The sequence below is a fragment of the Streptomyces sp. NPDC028635 genome (assembly GCF_040637635.1).
Classification (GTDB): domain Bacteria; phylum Actinomycetota; class Actinomycetes; order Streptomycetales; family Streptomycetaceae; genus Streptomyces.
In genome coordinates this window covers 1-17,825 of the sequence record NZ_JBEZWX010000008.1, presented here as the reverse complement: position 1 = coordinate 17,825, position 17,825 = coordinate 1, and the positions used below count along the sequence as shown (strand labels likewise).

Below are 17,825 nucleotides of genomic sequence, written 5' to 3'. Positions count from 1 at the left end.
CGCTCCGGCGACGCAGGACCGGCCGCGCAACCGGTGAACTCCCCTTGCGGGGGCGTTAGATTGGCTCGCTAGTGGTCGACGGAACGGCTGGTCAGGGGGCAGGGGCGATGGAGAGCGACGGGACGCACGAGGCGCGGGGCGCCCGATCGGGTGCCTGGCCGGGCGCCCGGCCGGGCACCCATGCCCACCCGGTGCCACGCCCGGCCGGGCCGCCGCAGGTGCCGGGGGCCGGTGCGGGATCCGAAGGCGCACACGTCTCCGGCGCGCCCGGGGCTCCTGGCGTGCCGCCACGGCCCGCGCACGCCCCGGGGCAGGCCCCCCTGCCGGGCCAGGCACCGGGCCAGGCCCCCGCGTCCCCCGTCGCCGAGTGGCTGGACGCGCCCCGTCCGGACGCCGAGCCGGGGATCTGGCGGCTCGGCTACCGCCGCCCCGACCCCGGGACGGGCCGCGAGCGGCTCGCCCCCGTCACCCTCGTCGGCATGGCGGTCCCCCTGGTCGTGGGGCTGCTGCTGTGGTCGCTGTGGCGGCACGGCAGCGTCCCCTATCAGTGGAGCCTGCTGCGCCTGGTCACGCCCGACGACTGGTGGTGGGGCGGCACCTTCGCCTCCCCCAAGGGCTGGCAGGGCGCCGAGGCCACCGTCGTCTACGGCGGCGTCTTCTTCGGCGTGCTCGTCTACGCCATGGGCCGGCTCGGCAGCTGGCCCGGCGTCGTCCGGCACGTCGTGGCGCGCCGCCCGCAGCCCGCCCGCGCCCTGCTCGCGCTGCTGTTCGCCCTGGTCGCTCTGAGCTTCGTCTTCCCCAGCGCCTTCCCCGGCGTCGGCTGGGACGCGCTGCCCGTCGTCGGACCGGTGTTCTCCCTGGTCGCCCTGGTCACCGGCGGCTACGACGTCTTCACCTCGCCCTGGGTCACCGACCTGCTCTACGCCGTCGTCACCGCCCTCGTGGTGTGGCCCTTCGCCCGCCTGGGCGCCTGGCTGCCGTACGCCAGGGAACGGCTCACCGCCCGCCGCGAGACGCAGACCACCGCCGCCGTGCCGGACAAGCCCGTCCCGCCCACGCAGTGGCCCGCGCTGCGCGAGGCCGGCCAGTACCAGGCCGCCGATCTGCTCACCGCCGACGTGCTCGCCGGACGGATGAACGACGTGGACTGCGCCCGGCTGGAGCACGCCTGGACCCTGGCCCGCGGCCGGGGCCGCCTCGCCGAGTTCACCGACGCCGTCCTGCGCCACGGCTCCGCCGCGCTCACCCACCCCTCCGGCGCCCGCGACCTGCCCGCCCGCACCGCCCGGCACGACCTGCGCGCCGGGCAGGTGCGCATCGGCCGCTGGGTCGCCGGGGAGCGCACCCCACCGGCGTACGGCGACGCCGGTGCCGCCCTCGACCCGGCCGCCCTCGGCACTTCCCTGCTGGTCGTCGGTCCCTCCGGCGCCGGCAAGACCCGGCAGGTGATCGCGCCCCTGGTCGAGTCCCTCGCCCTGCAGGCGCTGACCGGGCAGTGCGCCGTCGTCGCGGTGGGCTCCGGCACCGGTCCCGACACCTCCTTCGACGTGGTGGTCCGCATCGGCGACCCCGCCTCCGTGCACGACCTCGACCCCTACGCCGGCACCACCGACCCCGACGAAGCCGCCGCCCTGCTCGCCGAGGCCCTCGCCGGCGACCTCGACACCGTCGGCGCCCAGCGTGCCGCGACCGCGCTGGCCCAGCTGCTCGGCCCCTACCGGGCCGCCTACGGCACCTTCCCCGCCCTGCCCGTGCTGCGCGAACTCCTCGCCGGGGAACCCGCGCCGCTCACCGACCTGCGCGCCGCCCTCACCGAGGAGCGGCACGCCGTGATGCGGCGCGAGCTGGACGCCCGGGTCCGCCAGTCCGGCACCCCGGGCGACCCGGGGCTCGCCCTCGCCGACCGGCTCGCACTGCTGGACCGGCCGGTGTTCGCGGAGTTCTTCGGCGCCGGCTCACCCGCGAGCGGTGCGGGCGACGACACGATCCGGCCGTTCTCCCTGCGCGCCCTCGCCCACCACCCGCTGCGGGTGCGCATCGACCTGCCCGAGCACGGCCACGAGGAAGCCGCCCGGCTGCTCACCCGGCTCGTCCTCGCCCAGTTCGCCGCCGTCGCCCGGGAGGGCGGCCGCGACCACTTCGCCTGCCTCGTCCTGGACGACGCCACCGGGGCCGTCACCGCCGAGTCCGTCCGCCGCGTCCAGCGGCTGCGCTCGCAGAACGCCGGCGTGGTCCTCGCCCTGCGCACCGTCGCCGACGTGCCCGAGGCGCTGCACGGGCCGCTGTACGCCGCCGTCGGCTGCCGTATGGCACTGTCGGGGGTCAGCACCTGGGACGGCACCCGGTTCGCCGGGGCGTGGGGCACCGAGTGGGTGGAGACCCGGGACGTCGCCCAGCACACCGTCTTCGCCGACCAGCCCATGACCCGGGCCCTGCACGCGCTGCGCAAGCTGGTCACCGGCAAGGCCGTCACCACCGAGGCGGTCACCGTCCGGCAGGTCGAGCGGGAGCGGTGGTCCGCCTCCGAGCTGGCCCACTCGGTGCCGCCGGGGCACGCGGTGCTGTCGCTGACCACGGTGACGGGCGAGCACGCCCCACCGCTGCTGGTGGACCTGCGCGGCTGACCGGAACTCCGGGCGAGCGGCGCGCGGCGACCGTACGGTGAGGCAGAATCGACATAGGTCGTTCATACGTGGCGGCCAAAGGATCACAGCGATCACAGCGCTCCCACGACATCCGCAGCCCTGCCGCAGACCTGAAGGCCCCATGCCCCTGACGCTCGCCTCCCTCGTCCACCACTCGGCGCTCAAGCTGACCGTGCGGGCGGGCGAGGACCGCCTGGACGTGCCCGTGCGCTGGGCGCACGTCAGCGAGCTCGCCGACCCCGTGCCGTACATGGAGGGCGGGGAGCTGCTGCTGATCACCGCGCTGAAGCTGGACGCCGAGGACCCCGAGGCGATGCGGCGGTACGTGCGGCGGCTGGCCGGCGCGGGCGTCGTCGGCATCGGCTTCGCCGTCGGCGTGAACTACGAGGAGACCCCCAAGGCCCTGGTCGACGCCTGCGCCGAGGAGGGCCTGCCGCTGCTGGAGGTGCCCCGCCGCACCCCCTTCCTCGCGATCAGCAAGGCCGTGTCCGCCGCGATCGCCGCCGACCAGTACCGGGCCGTCACCGCCGGCTTCGCCGCCCAGCGCGAGCTGACCAAACAGGCTCTGAACTCAGGCCCCGAGGGGCTGCTCGCCGCGCTCGCCGCGCAGGTCGACGGCTGGGCGGCGCTGTACGACGCCTCCGGTGCCGTCGTCGCCACCGCGCCCGACTGGGCCGTACGCCGGGCGGCCCGGCTCACCGCGGACGTGGAACGGCTGCGCGAGCGGCCCGCCCCCGCCTCCTCCGTGGTCGGCGGCCCCGACCACGAGGACCGCGTCGAACTGCACTCCATCGGCACCGGCCGCCGCCCCCGCGCCGCCCTCGCCGTCGGCACCGCCGCCACCCTCGGCACCGCCGAGCGCTACGCCGTGCACTCCGCGATCGCCCTGCTCACCCTCACCACCGAGCGCTCCCGCTCGCTGCACGCCGCCGAGCAGCGCGTCGGCACCGCCGTCCTGCGGATGTTGCTCGCCGGCGAACCGGACCACGCGCGGGCCGTCGCCGGGGACCTGTACGGGACGCTGCTGGACGCGCCGTTCCGGGTGATCGTCGCCGAGTCGGCGTCCGCCTCCGCCGCGCGGGCGCACGCCGACGCCCACGCGCACGTGACCGCGGCGAAACCGGCCGCGGCCGGACCCGCGGCCGCCGTCGACTCCTCGGGGGACCCGCTCGGCGCCCTCGCGGAGACCGTCGAGGCGGCCGCCGCCCGCGCCGGGGAGGCCGTGCTCGTCGTCCCCGACGGCGAACGGCTCGTGGTGCTCGCCACCGACGGCGGCGCCGCGGTCGGCGCCTGCACCGCGTACGCGGCGGCCCTGGAGGCGGGGCGCACCACGGAGCTGCATGAACAGGCCGGCGGCGAGGAGGACGAGCTGATCGTGGGCCTGTCCGCGCCCTCGGGGCCGATCGCGGCCGCCGCCGCGTACAAGCAGGCCGAACAGGCACTGTCGGTGGCCCGCCGGCGCGGCCGGGTGTGCGTGGAGCACGAGCACCTGGCCTCCGGGTCGGTGCTGCCGCTGCTCGCCGACGACGCCGTCAAGGCGTTCGCGGACGGTCTGCTGCGGGCCCTGCACGAGCACGACGCGACGGGCCGCGGCGACCTCGTGGCCTCCCTGCGCGCCTGGCTGTCCCGGCACGGGCAGTGGGACGCGGCCGCCGCCGACCTGGGCGTGCACCGGCACACCCTGCGCTACCGGATGCGCCGCGTGGAGGAGATCCTCGGCCGCTCCCTGGACGACCCGGACGTCCGCATGGAGCTGTGGCTGGCGCTGAAGGCGACATCGACCGAATAGTCGTACGCCAAAGCGGCGCATGCTCGCCTCCGACTAATACGGGTCGGACAAACGACCGCCGCCCGTCCCGGCCCTACCGTGGTGGCGAAAGCACGCACACCCCCTACGCGGAAGGGCCGGGACTCGCCACTATGACTTCCACCCACGCCTTCTGGCTCGCCGGCCGCCAGGCCACCGGCGACGACACCTTCGACGTCACCTCCCCGTGGGACGGCCGGCTGGTCGGCACGGTCGCCGTGCCCACCGAGGCGCAGGTCGAGGAGGCCGTGGCCGCCGCGTACGCCGTGCGGGACGAGTTCGCCGCCACCCCGGCGCACGTACGCGCCGCCGCCCTGGACCACGTGAGCAAGCGGCTCGTCGAGCGCACCGAGGAGATCGCCCAGCTGATCTCCGCGGAGAACGGCAAGCCGATCAAGTGGGCCCGCGGCGAGGTCGGCCGTGCCGTGTCCGTGTTCCGCTTCGCGGCCGAGGAGGCCCGCCGCTTCAACGGCGGCGACGGCCAGCGCCTGGACACCGACGCCGGCGGGCAGGGCCGCCTGGCGATCACCCGCCGCTTCCCGAAGGGCGTCGTGCTCGGCATCGCGCCGTTCAACTTCCCGCTGAACCTGTGCGCGCACAAGGTCGCCCCCGCGATCGCCGCCGGCGCCCCGATCATCCTCAAGCCGGCCCCGGCCACCCCGCTCTCCGGCCTGATCCTCGGCGAGCTGCTGGCCGAGACGGACCTGCCGGCCGGGTCCTGGTCCGTCCTGACGGTCCCGAACGACCGGATGCCCGCCCTGGTCAAGGACGAGCGCCTGCCGGTCATCTCCTTCACCGGCTCCGACACGGTCGGCTACGCGATCATGGACTCGGTGCCGCGCAAGCACTGCACCCTGGAGCTGGGCGGCAACGGCGCGGCCGTCGTCCTCGGCGACTGGGCGAGCGACGAGGACCTGGACTGGGCCGCGACCCGCATCGCGACCTTCTCCAACTACCAGGGCGGCCAGTCCTGCATCTCGGTGCAGCGCGTGATCGCCGACGCGTCGGTGTACGACCGCCTCCTGCCGCGCATCGTCGCCGCCGTCGAGGCGCAGGTCACCGGTGACCCGTCCGACGACAAGGTGGACGTCGGCCCGCTGGTCAGCGAGGCCGCCGCCCAGCGCGTCGAGTCCTGGGTGGACGAGGCCGTGGCGGCCGGCGCGAAGCTGCTCGCCGGCGGCAAGCGCGACGGCGCCTCCTACGCGCCGACCGTCCTCGCCGAGGTCCCGGCCGATGTCACGATCGCCTGCGAGGAGGTCTTCGGGCCGGTCCTCACCGTGCAGAAGGTCGACGGCGAGGCCGAGGCGTTCGCCGCGGTCAACAACTCCAAGTTCGGCCTCCAGGCGGGCATCTTCACGCACGACCTGCAGACCGCCTTCCGCGCCCACCGCGCCCTCGAGGTCGGCGGCGTCGTCATCGGCGACGTCCCCTCCTACCGCGCCGACCAGATGCCGTACGGCGGCGTCAAGCAGTCCGGCGTGGGCCGCGAAGGCGTGCGGTTCGCGATGGACGACTACACCTACGAGCGGGTCCTGGTCCTGACGGGCATCGCCCTCTGACCGACCCCCCAAGGCCAACGGCCCGAGCTCACTGTGCGGGAGCTCGGGCCGTTGTCGTGCCGGGATCCGGTGTTCCGTCACCGAGCGTCCGTGCTCACCCGTTCGGCCCTCGGAGCGGCGCCGGTCCCGAACTCGCCCGGACCGTCAGCTCCGGCGTGATCAGTACGACGTCCTCGCCCTCCCGCCCGTCCAGCTTGGCGACCAGGCGCTCGACGGCGTTGCGGCCCATCTGCTGCGCGGGCACGGCGACCGACGTGAGCCGCACCGAGCCCTGGGTGGCGACCGGTTCGGGGCAGATGGCCACCACCGACACGTCCTCCGGCACGGCACGGCCCTGCTGGCGCAAAATTGCGAGCAGCGGCTCGACCGCCGCCTCGTTCTGCACGACGAACCCGGTCGTGCCGGGCCGCTCGTCGTGGATGCGGGCGAGGGTGGCGGCCACCGCGTCGTACCCGCCCTCGCTCGGGCGGTGCAGCACGCGCAGACCCAGCTCGCGGGCGCGCGCACGCAGCCCGTCCAGGGTGCGCTCGGCGAAGCCGGTGTGCCGTTCGTAGACGGCCGGTGCTTCGCCGATGATGGCGACGTCCCGGTGGCCGAGCTCCGCCAGATGCTCCAGGCACAGCGCGCCCGTCGCGCTCCAGTCGAGATCGACGCAGGTCAGGCCGGTGGTGTCGGCGGGAAGGCCGATCAGTACGGCGGGCCGGCGGCTCTCGCGCAGCAGGGGCAGCCTCTCGTCCTCCAGCTGCACGTCCATGAGGATCATCGCGTCGGCGAGCCCGCTGCCGGTGACCCGGCGTACGGCGTCGGGGCCCTCCTCGCCGGTGAGCAGCAGCACGTCGTACCCGTGCGTGCGGGCGGTGGTGGCGACCGCGATGGCGATCTCCATCATCACCGGCACATACATGTCGGTGCGCAGCGGGATCATCAGCGCGATGATGTTCGAGCGGCTGCTGGCCAGGGCACGCGCTCCGGCGTTGGGGTGGTAGCCCAGCTCCCGGATGCTCTGCTCGACGCGCCGGCGGGTGGTCGCGGAGATGGACCGCTTGCCGCTGAGGACGTAGCTCACCGTGCTCGCCGAGACTCCGGCGTGCCGGGCGACCTCGGCGAGGGTGACCATCCGGTGCTCCAGGCGGTGTGAAGCGCTTCGACTGCGCTTGTGATGGGCGGGATTTCTGAGTGGTGCGACCCTAGCTCGCCTCCGCATGGCTGTCCACGCGGCGCGTCGAAGCGCTTCGACGACCGGGTTCTCGGCTCGGTCGCCCGGCTCACGCAGATCGAACGACCGGCTCGCGCACCTCGGCCGACCGGCGCGCGCATCTCGGGCCGCCGGCCCGTGCCCGTGGCCCGAAGGTACCGGCATCGGCTGAACGGACGCGCGAGGACTGGTGGGGACGTCCGCTTTCGGGTACCAACGATCCAGTAGCACTGGTCGGTAACGAACGGTCCCCGAACATCCCTCTTCGCGGCGAGGTGACCCTCATGTCCGCCCCCACCACTCCCTCCTCCTCTCCCGCCACCCCACCGCCCTCCCGGCCCGCCGTCAGCGAGCGCGAGGCCCGTGAGGTGGCGGAGGCCGCCCGGGAACAGCACTGGCGCAAGCCCAGCTTCGCCAAGGAGCTGTTCCTCGGCCGCTTCCGGCTCGACCTCATCCACCCGCACCCGCTGCCCGCCGACGACGCCGTCCAGCGCGGCGAGGCCTTCCTCGCCAAGCTGCGCGACTTCGTCGAGACCCGGGTCGACGCGGCCCGCATCGAGCGCGAGGCCCGCATCCCCGACGAGGTGATCGACGGCCTCAAGGAGCTCGGCGCCCTCGGCATGAAGATCGACCCCAAGTACGGCGGGCTCGGCCTCACCCAGATGTACTACAACAAGGCGCTCGCCCTGGCCGGCTCGGCGTCCCCCGCGATCGGCGTGCTGCTGTCCGCGCACCAGTCGATCGGCGTGCCCCAGCCGCTGAAGATGTTCGGCACCCAGGAGCAGAAGGAGACGTTCCTGCCGCGCTGCGCGCGCACCGACATCAGCGCCTTCCTGCTCACCGAGCCCGACGTCGGCTCCGACCCGGCCCGGCTCGCCACCACCGCCGTACCCGACGGGGACGACTACGTCCTCGACGGGGTGAAGCTGTGGACCACCAACGGCGTCGTCGCCGACCTGCTCGTCGTCATGGCCCGGGTGCCGCGCGGCGAGGGCCACAAGGGCGGCATCACCGCCTTCGTCGTGGAGGCCGACTCGCCCGGCATCACGGTGGAGAACCGCAACGCCTTCATGGGCCTGCGCGGCATCGAGAACGGCGTCACCCGCTTCCACCGGGTCCGTGTCCCCGCCGCCCACCGCATCGGCGAGGAGGGCCAGGGCCTGAAGATCGCCCTGACCACCCTGAACACCGGCCGGCTCTCCCTGCCCGCCTCCTGCGTCGCCGCCGGCAAGTGGTGCCTGAAGATCGCCCGCGAGTGGTCGGCGGCCCGCGAGCAGTGGGGCAAGCCCGTCGCCGAGCACGAGGCGGTCGGCGCGAAGATCTCCTTCATCGCCGCCACCACCTTCGCCCTGGAGGCCGTCACCGACCTCGCCTCCCAGATGGCCGACGAGGACCGCAACGACATCCGCATCGAGGGCGCGCTGGCCAAGCTCTACGCCTCGGAGATGGCGTGGAAGATGGCCGACGAACTCGTCCAGATCCGCGGTGGCCGCGGCTTCGAGACCGCCGAGTCGCTGCGTGCCCGCGGCGAACGCGCCGTACCCGCCGAGCAGTTGCTGCGCGACCTGCGCATCAACCGCATCTTCGAGGGCTCGACGGAGATCATGCACCTGCTGATCGCGCGGGAGGCCGTCGACGCGCACCTGTCGGTCGCGGGCGACCTCATCGACCCCGGCAAGTCCCTGTCCGACAAGGCCAGGGCGGGCGCGAACGCCGGCGTCTTCTACGCCAAGTGGCTGCCGAAGCTGGTCGCCGGACCGGGCCAGCTGCCCACCTCCTACGCGCAGTTCAGGCACGAGGTGGACCTCTCCCCGCACCTGCGCTACATCGAGCGCACCGCCCGCAAGCTCGCCCGCTCCACCTTCTACGGCATGTCCCGCTGGCAGGGCCGCATGGAGTCCAAGCAGGGCTTCCTCGGCCGGATCGTCGACATCGGTGCCGAACTGTTCGCCATGAGCGCCGCCTGCGTGCGTGCCGAACTGCTGCGCGCCCAGGGCCGCAACGGCCGCGAGGCGTACCAGCTCGCCGACGCCTTCTGCCACCAGTCCCGGCTGCGCGTCGAGGAACTCTTCGGCCGCCTGTGGAACAACACCGACGACATGGATCGCACGGTCGTCAAGGGCGTCCTCAGCGGCACGTACGCGTGGCTGGAGGACGGCGTGATCGACGCCTCCGGCGACGGCCCCTGGATCGCCGACACCACCCCCGGCCCGAGCACGAAGGAGAACGTGCACCGCCCGATCCGGTGACATCCCGCGTCCCCCGCCCCGGTGCGTGGTGCACAATCGTCGACCGATCGACCAACGGCACACGACCCCCGGGGGTGGGGATGCTCGGCGCACGGGCCCGGCAGACGGCGGCCGCCGCACTCGCGGCGGCCGTCCTCATGGCCACGGCCGCCTGCGGCGGGGACGGCGCCGGCCGGCCGGCCGCCCCGTCACCCGCCGCACCGGCCGCCTCCTCGCCCGCCCCGCACGCCGCCGCCCCGGCCGGCCCGCGGCCACTCACCCGGACGCAGCTGCTGGCCGTGGCCCTCTCCGAGGACGACGACGCCGGGGCCTACACCGCGGACGAACCCGTCGACGGCGAGCCGCCCGCGGGCGACATGTTCACCGCCGAACCGGCCGTCTGCCAGCCCCTCGTCAGCCTCGCCAAGGGCGCCACACCGTACGATCCCGCCGCCGAGATCGTCCGCACCGTCTGGGACCCGGACGCCGAACGGGGCGTCGACGTCGACCTGCACCTGCGCTCCTACACCGCCCGGGACGCCGCCGCCGTCATGCGGGCCCTCGCCCGGGCGGGCCGGGAGTGCGCGCACGGCTTCACCGAACAGCGGGCGCTCACCGACGCCAGGGTTCTGCGGGTCGACACCCTCCGGCCGCCCGCCGCGGGCGACGAGGCGTACGCCTTCCGCATCACCACGCAGGACGTCGAGGACGCACACCTGAAGCTGTACGACTACCTCACCGTCATCCGCTCCGGCTCCACCACCCTCTCCTTCCGCGCTGACACGCACAGCACCGAGGACGTCGGCGGCGTACCGCAGGACGTGGTGGACGCGCAGTGGCACAAGTTCCGGCGCGCCACCCCGTGAACACGTCCGCGGCCCGGGAGGGGCAAGAATGGGGGGCATGAGTGACAGTCCCGCACCCCTCGCCGATCCGCACCTCGTCTACGACCCGGTGACGGCGGACGGCCCGAAGGACGTCGTGATCCTCGGCTCCACCGGCTCGATCGGCACCCAGGCCGTCGACCTCGTGCTGCGCAACCCCGGCCGGTTCCGGGTCACCGGCCTGTCCGCCAACGGCGGCCGCGTCGCCCTGCTCGCCGAGCAGGCCCACCGGCTGAGGGTGCGCACCGTCGCGGTGGCCCGCGAGGACGTCGTACCGCACCTGCGCGAAGCGCTCGCCGCGCAGTACGGCGCCGGGGAGCCGCTGCCCGAGATCCTCGCCGGACCCGACGCGGCCACGCAGCTCGCCGCCTCCGACTGTCACACCGTCCTCAACGGCATCACCGGCTCCATCGGCCTCGCGCCCACCCTCGCCGCCCTGGAGGCGGGCCGCACCCTCGCGCTCGCCAACAAGGAGTCGCTCATCGTCGGCGGCCCGCTGGTCAAGGCGCTGGCCGAGCCCGGTCAGATCATCCCGGTCGACTCCGAACACGCGGCGCTCTTCCAGGCGCTCGCCGCCGGCACGCGCGCGGACGTGCGCAAGCTCGTCGTCACCGCCTCCGGAGGCCCCTTCCGCGGCCGCACCCGCGCCGACCTCGCCCAGGTCACCGTCGAGGACGCCCTCGCCCACCCCACCTGGGCCATGGGACCCGTCATCACGATCAACTCCGCGACCCTCGTCAACAAGGGCCTGGAGGTCATCGAGGCACACCTGCTGTACGACATTCCCTTCGACCGCATTGAGGTCGTCGTGCACCCGCAGTCGTATGTCCATTCGATGGTGGAGTTCACGGACGGATCGACGATGGCCCAGGCGACGCCCCCCGACATGCGGGGCCCGATCGCCATCGGTCTCGGCTGGCCCGAACGCGTCCCCGACGCCGCCCCCGCCTTCGACTGGAGCAAGGCCTCCACGTGGGAGTTCTTCCCGCTGGACAACGACGCCTTCCCCTCCGTGAACCTCGCCCGGCATGTGGGTACGCTCGCGGGCACCGCCCCGGCGGTGTTCAATGCGGCCAACGAGGAGTGCGTGGACGCGTTCCTGCGCGGCGCGCTGCCGTTCAACGGGATCATGGACACCGTCATCCGGGTGGTCGAGGAACACGACACGCCGGTCACGGGAACTTCACTCACCGTGCCGGACGTCCTCGAAGCGGAGACCTGGGCGAGGGCCCGGGCCAGGGAACTGACAGCGAAGACGGCGGAGGCCCGTGCATGACGACCCTGATGATGATCCTCGGCATAGTGGTCTTCGCGGTCGGCCTGCTCGTCTCGATCGCCTGGCACGAGCTGGGGCATCTGTCCACGGCCAAGCTGTTCGGCATCCGCGTGCCGCAGTACATGGTCGGCTTCGGCCCGACCATCTGGTCGCGGAAGACGGGCGAGACCGAGTACGGCGTCAAGGCCATCCCCTTCGGCGGCTACATCCGCATGATCGGCATGTTCCCGCCCGGCGACGACGGCCGGATCACCGCCCGCTCCACCTCCCCGTGGCGCGGCATGATCGAGGACGCCCGCTCCGCGGCCTTCGAGGAACTGCAGCCCGGTGACGAGTCACGGCTCTTCTACACGCGCAAGCCGTGGAAGCGGGTCATCGTGATGTTCGCGGGCCCCTTCATGAACCTGATCCTCGCCGTCGCCCTCTTCCTCGTCGTCCTCATGGGCTTCGGCATCCAGCAGCAGACCACCGCCGTCAGCTCCGTCTCGCCCTGCGTGATCTCCCAGAGCGAGAACCGCGACACGTGCAAGAAGGGCGACCCCGCCTCCCCGGCCGCGGCCGCCGGAATGAAGGCCGGCGACAAGATCGTCGCCTTCGACGGCCGGCGCACCGAGGACTGGAACACGCTGTCCGACCTCATCCGCGACAGCGCCGGCAAGACCGTGCCGATCACCGTCGAGCGCAAGGGCCAGGAAGTGACCCTGCACGCGAAGATCGCCACCAACATGGTCGCCAAGAAGGACGCCTCCGGCGCCTACGTCCAGGGCCAGTACGTCAAGGCCGGCTTCCTCGGCTTCAGCGCGGCCACCGGCGTCGTCAAGCAGGACCTCGGCCAGTCGGTCACCTGGATGACCGACCGGGTCGGCGACGCGGTCGACTCCCTCGCAGCCCTCCCGGCCAAGATCCCCGCCCTGTGGGACTCCGCCTTCCACGGCGCCCCCCGCGCCCCCGACTCGCCCATGGGCGTCGTCGGCGCGGCCCGTGTCGGCGGGGAGATCTTCACCCTGCACATCCCGCCGACCCAGCAGCTCGGCATGGCCCTGATGCTGGTCGCCGGCTTCAACCTCTCCCTGTTCCTGTTCAACATGCTCCCGCTGCTCCCGCTCGACGGCGGGCACATCGCGGGCGCCCTGTGGGAGGCCCTGCGCCGCAACACCGCCAAGGTGCTGCGCCGCCCGGACCCCGGCCCGTTCGACGTGGCGAAGCTGATGCCGGTGGCCTATGTGGTGGCCGGGATCTTCATCTGCTTCACCGTCCTCGTCCTCATCGCGGACGTCGTCAACCCGGTGAGAATCTCCTAGCCACACGGCGTTCACGGCGGCCGGGCACCCGCGCGGGCCCGGCCGCCTCCCATCGAGTGGGTTTACGGGTGTGATGTGCCCGCGCGATCGCCCGTGCCGTAATCTCGAAGTCCGGAGCCCGCCGCTGACGGGACCGGGACCTTGATCCACGACTTGGGGTTGCACAGCAGATGACTGCGATTTCTCTCGGCATGCCGTCCGTTCCGACCAAGCTCGCCGAGCGCCGGAAGAGCCGGCAGATCCAGGTCGGATCCGTGGCCGTCGGCGGAGACGCCCCCGTGTCGGTGCAGTCGATGACGACGACCCGCACGTCCGACATCGGCGCCACGCTCCAGCAGATCGCCGAGCTCACCGCCTCCGGCTGCCAGATCGTGCGGGTGGCCTGCCCCACCCAGGACGACGCCGACGCGCTCGCCACCATCGCCCGCAAGTCGCAGATCCCGGTCATCGCCGACATCCACTTCCAGCCGAAGTACGTCTTCGCCGCGATCGAGGCCGGCTGCGCCGCCGTGCGCGTCAACCCCGGCAACATCAAGCAGTTCGACGACAAGGTCAGGGAGATCGCCAAGGCCGCCAAGGAGCACGGCACCCCGATCCGGATCGGCGTCAACGCCGGCTCCCTGGACCGGCGCCTGCTCCAGAAGTACGGCAAGGCGACCCCCGAGGCCCTGGTCGAGTCGGCCCTGTGGGAGGCGTCCCTCTTCGAGGAGCACGACTTCCGCGACATCAAGATCTCGGTCAAGCACAACGACCCGGTCGTCATGATCGAGGCCTACCGCCAGCTCGCCGAGCAGTGCGACTACCCCCTCCACCTCGGCGTCACCGAGGCCGGCCCCGCCTTCCAGGGCACGATCAAGTCGGCCGTGGCCTTCGGCGCCCTGCTCTCCCAGGGCATCGGCGACACCATCCGCGTCTCGCTGTCCGCGCCGCCCGCCGAGGAGGTCAAGGTCGGCCTGCAGATCCTGCAGTCCCTCGGCCTGCGCCAGCGCGGCCTGGAGATCGTCTCCTGCCCGTCCTGCGGCCGCGCCCAGGTCGACGTCTACAAGCTCGCCGAGGAGGTCACCGCCGGCCTCACCGGCATGGACGTCCCGCTGCGCGTCGCCGTCATGGGCTGCGTCGTCAACGGCCCCGGCGAGGCCCGCGAAGCCGACCTCGGCGTCGCCTCCGGCAACGGCAAGGGCCAGATCTTCGTCAAGGGCGAGGTCATCAAGACCGTCCCCGAGTCCAAGATCGTCGAGACCCTGATCGAAGAGGCGCTGAAGCTCGCCGAGCAGATGCAGTCCGAGGGCACCGAGTCCGGCGAACCCTCGGTGACGGTGGCGGGCTGAGCATTCCCGCGCCGGGCGGCTCCGTCACACGGGCGCGACCGGCCACCGGCGACCCGCACCCGCCGAGCCGCACAGCCCCCTGATCGAGAAGGCGCCCGGCGATGCGGCGCAGCTATAGTGCGGAGATCAGTGCACACCCGACCGTGAGGCCCCACCCGTGCTGACCCAGACCACCTCACGGGTCCTCGAACCGAGCGACCTGGACGCCGCGCTCGCCGTCCTGCACCGCGAGCCGGTCGCGAACGCCTTCGTGACCTCGCGCGTCCAGATCGCGGGCCTCGACCCGTGGCGGCTCGGCGGCGAGATGTGGGGCTGGTACGAGGACGGCATGCTCACGTCCCTGTGCTACGCGGGCGCCAACCTGGTGCCGATCTGCGCCACCCCGCGCGCGGTGCGGGCCTTCGCCGACCGCGCCCGGCGGGCCGGCCGCCGCTGCTCCTCGATCGTCGGCCCCTCCGGCCCGACCTCCGAGCTGTGGCGCCTCCTCGAACCCAGCTGGGGCCCCGCCCGCGACGTCCGCGCGCACCAGCCGCTGATGGTCACCGACCGCATGCCCGACGACATCGCCCCGGACCCCTACGTCCGCCGCGTCCGCAAGGACGAGATGGAGACGATCATGCCGGCCTGCGTGGCGATGTTCACCGAGGAGGTCGGCGTCTCCCCGATGGCCGGTGACGGCGGCCTGCTCTACCAGGCCCGGGTCGCCGAACTCGTCGGCTCCGGCCGCTCCTTCGCCCGCGTCGACGAAGACGGCAAGGTGATGTTCAAGGCGGAGATCGGCGCGGCCACCCCGCACGCCTGCCAGATCCAGGGCGTGTGGGTCGACCCCCGCTACCGCGGGAAGGGCCTCGCCGCCCCCGGCATGGCGGCCGTCCTGCGCTACGCGCTGGCCGACGTGGCCCCCGTGGTGAGCCTGTACGTCAACGACTTCAACACCCCGGCACGCAGGACGTACCGGCGCGTCGGCTTCAGGGAAGTCGGCGAGTTCATGAGCGTGCTTTTCTGAACCCGGCGGCGAGGCCCCCCTGTAGGCTCCCGGCATGGATGTCGTGATCGGCCCGATGGACCTGTCCGCCCACGTCGACGAGGCACTGGCCGTCCAGGCCGTCGCCTTCGGACTGGGCCCCGACGAGGTCGCCGTACGCCGTCAGATCGTCGTCCGCCACATGACCCACCCCGGCGCCCGCGCCCTCGGCGCCACCGTCGAGGGCCGCCTCGTCGGGTTCGTCTACGGCATGCCCAACGACCGCGCGCACTGGTGGTCGACGGTCGTCGAGCCCTACCTGCGCGCCCAGGGCCACGAGGAGTGGCTCGACGACTCCTTCGTGATCACCGAGCTGCACGTGCACCCCGACCACCAGAACCGCGGCATCGGCCGCCGTCTGATCACCACGATCACCGACAGCGCCACCGAACCCCGCTCGATCCTCTCCGCGATCGACAGCGAGAGCCCCGCCCGCGCGCTCTACCGCTCCCTCGGCTACCGCGACCTCGCCCGCCAGGTTCACTTCCCGAGCGCCCCCAAGCCGTACGCCGTGATGGGCGCCCCCCTGCCGCTGCGCCGCCCGTGAAACGGATTTCCGGCCACGGCGGCCGCCCGGCTAACCTCCTAGCCATCACCTACACGTAGCGGGAGTAAGAGAGCCATGGCGAACGCACCGGTCCAGCGCATGTCCCAGTTGATGGCGAAGACGCTGCGCGACGACCCGGCGGACGCCGAGGTCCTCAGCCACAAGCTGCTCGTCCGCGCCGGTTACGTCCGCCGCACCGCCGCCGGCATCTGGACCTGGCTGCCGCTCGGCAAGAAGGTCCTCGCCAACGTCGAGCGCATCGTGCGCGAGGAGATGGACGCCATCGGCGCCCAGGAGGTGCTCCTGCCCGCCCTGCTGCCCCGCGAGCCCTACGAGGCGACCGGCCGCTGGGACGAGTACGGCGCCGAGCTGTTCCGCCTGCAGGACCGCAAGGGCGGCGACTACCTTCTCGGCCCCACCCACGAGGAGATCTTCACCCTCCTGGTGAAGGACCAGGCGTCCTCCTACAAGGACCTGCCGGTGATCCTCTACCAGATCCAGACGAAGTTCCGTGACGAGGCCCGCCCCCGCGCCGGCATCCTGCGCGGCCGCGAGTTCCTGATGAAGGACTCCTACTCCTTCGACCTGGAGGACGAGGGCCTGGCGCAGTCCTACGCCCTGCACCGCGAGGCCTACCAGCGCATCTTCGCCCGCCTGGGCCTGGACTACCGCATCTGCGCCGCGACCGCCGGGGCGATGGGCGGTTCCAAGTCCGAGGAGTTCCTCGCCCCCGCCGAGGCCGGCGAGGACACCTTCGCCGACTGCCCGAACTGCGACTTCGCGGCCAACACCGAGGCGGTCCACTACACGCTGCAGCCGGTCGACGCCACGGACGCGCCCGCCGCCGAGGACATCCCGACCCCCGCCACCCCCACCATCGAGTCCCTGGCCGCCCACCTCGGCGTCCCCGCCTCCGCCACCCTCAAGAACCTCCTGGTCAAGGTGGACGGCGAGATCGTCGCCGTCGGCGTGCCCGGCGACCGCGAGGTCGACATGGACAAGGTCGAGGCGCACTTCGCGCCCGCCACGGTCGAGATGGTCACCGAAGAGGACTTCGCGACCCGCACCGACCTGGTCCGCGGCTACGTCGGCCCGCAGGGCCTGGACAAGGTGAAGTACCTCGCCGACCCGCGCGTCGCCCCCGGCACGGCGTGGATCACCGGCGCGAACAAGGCGGACACCCACACCAAGAACGTCGTCGCCGGGCGTGACTTCGAGGTCGACGAGTACGTCGACGTCGTGGTCGTCCAGGACGGCGACCCCTGCCCGGTGTGCGGCACCGGCCTGAAGCTGGACCGCGCCATCGAGATCGGCCACATCTTCCAGCTGGGCCGCAAGTACGCCGACGCGCTCAAGCTGGACGTCCTCGGCCAGCAGGGCAAGCCGGTCCGCGTCACCATGGGCTCCTACGGCGTCGGCGTCTCCCGCGCGGTCGCGGCCCTCGCCGAGCAGACCGCCGACGACAAGGGCCTGTGCTGGCCCAAGGAGGTCGCCCCGGCCGACGTCCACGTGGTCGCCGCGGGCAAGGCGCTGCAGACCGAGCTGGCCCTCGACGTCTCCGACAAGCTGGCCGCGGCCGGCGTCCGCGTCCTCGTCGACGACCGCGCGGGCGTCTCCCCGGGCGTGAAGTTCACCGACGCGGAACTGATCGGCGTCCCCTGGATCCTGGTCGCGGGCCGCCGCGCGGGTGAGGGCGTCGTCGAACTGAAGAACCGCCGCACGGGCGACCGCGAGGAACTCCCGGTCGCCGAGGCAATCACCCGCCTCACGGCCTGACCCCGAAAACGCCGGGCGCGCGACGAAGCGCCCGGCGTTTCGCTGTCCATGCGCAGACGCGCCGCGGCTGATCGCGCAGTTCCCCGCGCCCCGCGCCGGACCCGAAGGGGCGACCGCCCCCCCCGAACGGGAAGGGGCGACGGCCCGCAGCCGCCGACGGCGGGAAGGGGACGGGGTGGGGGGTGTCCGCCCGCAGCGGCCGGCACCGGCGGTGGGCGCCGTATCGAGTGACGGCCGGCCGGACCGAGGACGGAC

The 17,825-nt window shown here is 73.1% G+C and carries 12 protein-coding genes; 11 read left to right on the top strand and 1 reads right to left on the bottom strand.

Going from position 1 to position 17,825, the window contains the following annotated elements; translation table 11 throughout:
• Positions 1-107: 107 nt before the first annotated feature.
• The 3 genes from AB0E88_RS11090 to AB0E88_RS11080 all read left to right on the top strand — a co-directional run bounded on the left by AB0E88_RS11090 (position 108) and on the right by AB0E88_RS11080 (position 6,011).
• Complete coding sequence (locus AB0E88_RS11090) at positions 108-2,624, top strand: ATP/GTP-binding protein (RefSeq protein WP_361627466.1); 2,517 nt, start codon at positions 108-110, stop codon at positions 2,622-2,624.
• A gap of 142 nt (positions 2,625-2,766) precedes the next feature.
• Complete coding sequence (locus tag AB0E88_RS11085; RefSeq protein ID WP_361627463.1) at positions 2,767-4,434, top strand: PucR family transcriptional regulator; 1,668 nt, start codon at positions 2,767-2,769, stop codon at positions 4,432-4,434.
• A 131-nt stretch (positions 4,435-4,565) separates the two neighbouring features.
• Positions 4,566-6,011, top strand: coding sequence for an aldehyde dehydrogenase family protein (locus tag AB0E88_RS11080; RefSeq protein WP_361627460.1), 1,446 nt, complete (start codon positions 4,566-4,568; stop codon positions 6,009-6,011).
• A gap of 94 nt (positions 6,012-6,105) precedes the next feature.
• Here the strand turns inward: AB0E88_RS11080 and AB0E88_RS11075 are convergent, their stop codons facing one another.
• Positions 6,106-7,128, bottom strand: a complete 1,023-nt coding sequence (locus AB0E88_RS11075; protein ID WP_361627457.1) for a LacI family DNA-binding transcriptional regulator — start codon at positions 7,126-7,128, stop codon at positions 6,106-6,108.
• Between the two features lie 362 nt (positions 7,129-7,490).
• Here AB0E88_RS11075 and AB0E88_RS11070 point away from each other — a divergent pair, with 362 nt between their 5' ends.
• The 8 genes from AB0E88_RS11070 to AB0E88_RS11035 all read left to right on the top strand — a co-directional run bounded on the left by AB0E88_RS11070 (position 7,491) and on the right by AB0E88_RS11035 (position 17,570).
• Positions 7,491-9,455 (top strand): acyl-CoA dehydrogenase family protein, encoded by a 1,965-nt coding sequence (locus tag AB0E88_RS11070; protein ID WP_361627454.1) that lies wholly within the window; start codon positions 7,491-7,493, stop codon positions 9,453-9,455.
• 80 nt (positions 9,456-9,535) lie between these two features.
• Positions 9,536-10,300: a hypothetical protein gene (locus AB0E88_RS11065; RefSeq protein WP_361627451.1), complete on the top strand. Its 765-nt coding sequence runs from the start codon at positions 9,536-9,538 to the stop codon at positions 10,298-10,300.
• A 37-nt stretch (positions 10,301-10,337) separates the two neighbouring features.
• On the top strand, positions 10,338-11,594 hold the full coding sequence (gene dxr, locus AB0E88_RS11060; RefSeq protein WP_361627448.1) for a 1-deoxy-D-xylulose-5-phosphate reductoisomerase: 1,257 nt from the start codon (positions 10,338-10,340) through the stop codon (positions 11,592-11,594).
• Complete coding sequence (locus AB0E88_RS11055; RefSeq protein WP_361627445.1) at positions 11,591-12,895, top strand: site-2 protease family protein; 1,305 nt, start codon at positions 11,591-11,593, stop codon at positions 12,893-12,895. Before dxr ends, AB0E88_RS11055 begins: the two co-directional genes overlap by 4 nt.
• Before the next feature lie 170 nt (positions 12,896-13,065).
• A complete protein-coding gene (gene ispG, locus AB0E88_RS11050) occupies positions 13,066-14,223 on the top strand; it encodes a flavodoxin-dependent (E)-4-hydroxy-3-methylbut-2-enyl-diphosphate synthase (RefSeq protein ID WP_361627442.1) in 1,158 nt (385 codons plus the stop codon).
• A 157-nt stretch (positions 14,224-14,380) separates the two neighbouring features.
• Positions 14,381-15,229, top strand: coding sequence for a GNAT family N-acetyltransferase (locus tag AB0E88_RS11045; RefSeq protein ID WP_361627439.1), 849 nt, complete (start codon positions 14,381-14,383; stop codon positions 15,227-15,229).
• A gap of 34 nt (positions 15,230-15,263) precedes the next feature.
• Positions 15,264-15,794, top strand: coding sequence for a GNAT family N-acetyltransferase (locus AB0E88_RS11040; protein WP_361627436.1), 531 nt, complete (start codon positions 15,264-15,266; stop codon positions 15,792-15,794).
• 75 nt (positions 15,795-15,869) lie between these two features.
• Positions 15,870-17,570, top strand: a complete 1,701-nt coding sequence (locus tag AB0E88_RS11035) for a proline--tRNA ligase (RefSeq protein WP_361627433.1) — start codon at positions 15,870-15,872, stop codon at positions 17,568-17,570.
• The last annotated feature ends 255 nt before the right edge of the window (positions 17,571-17,825 follow it).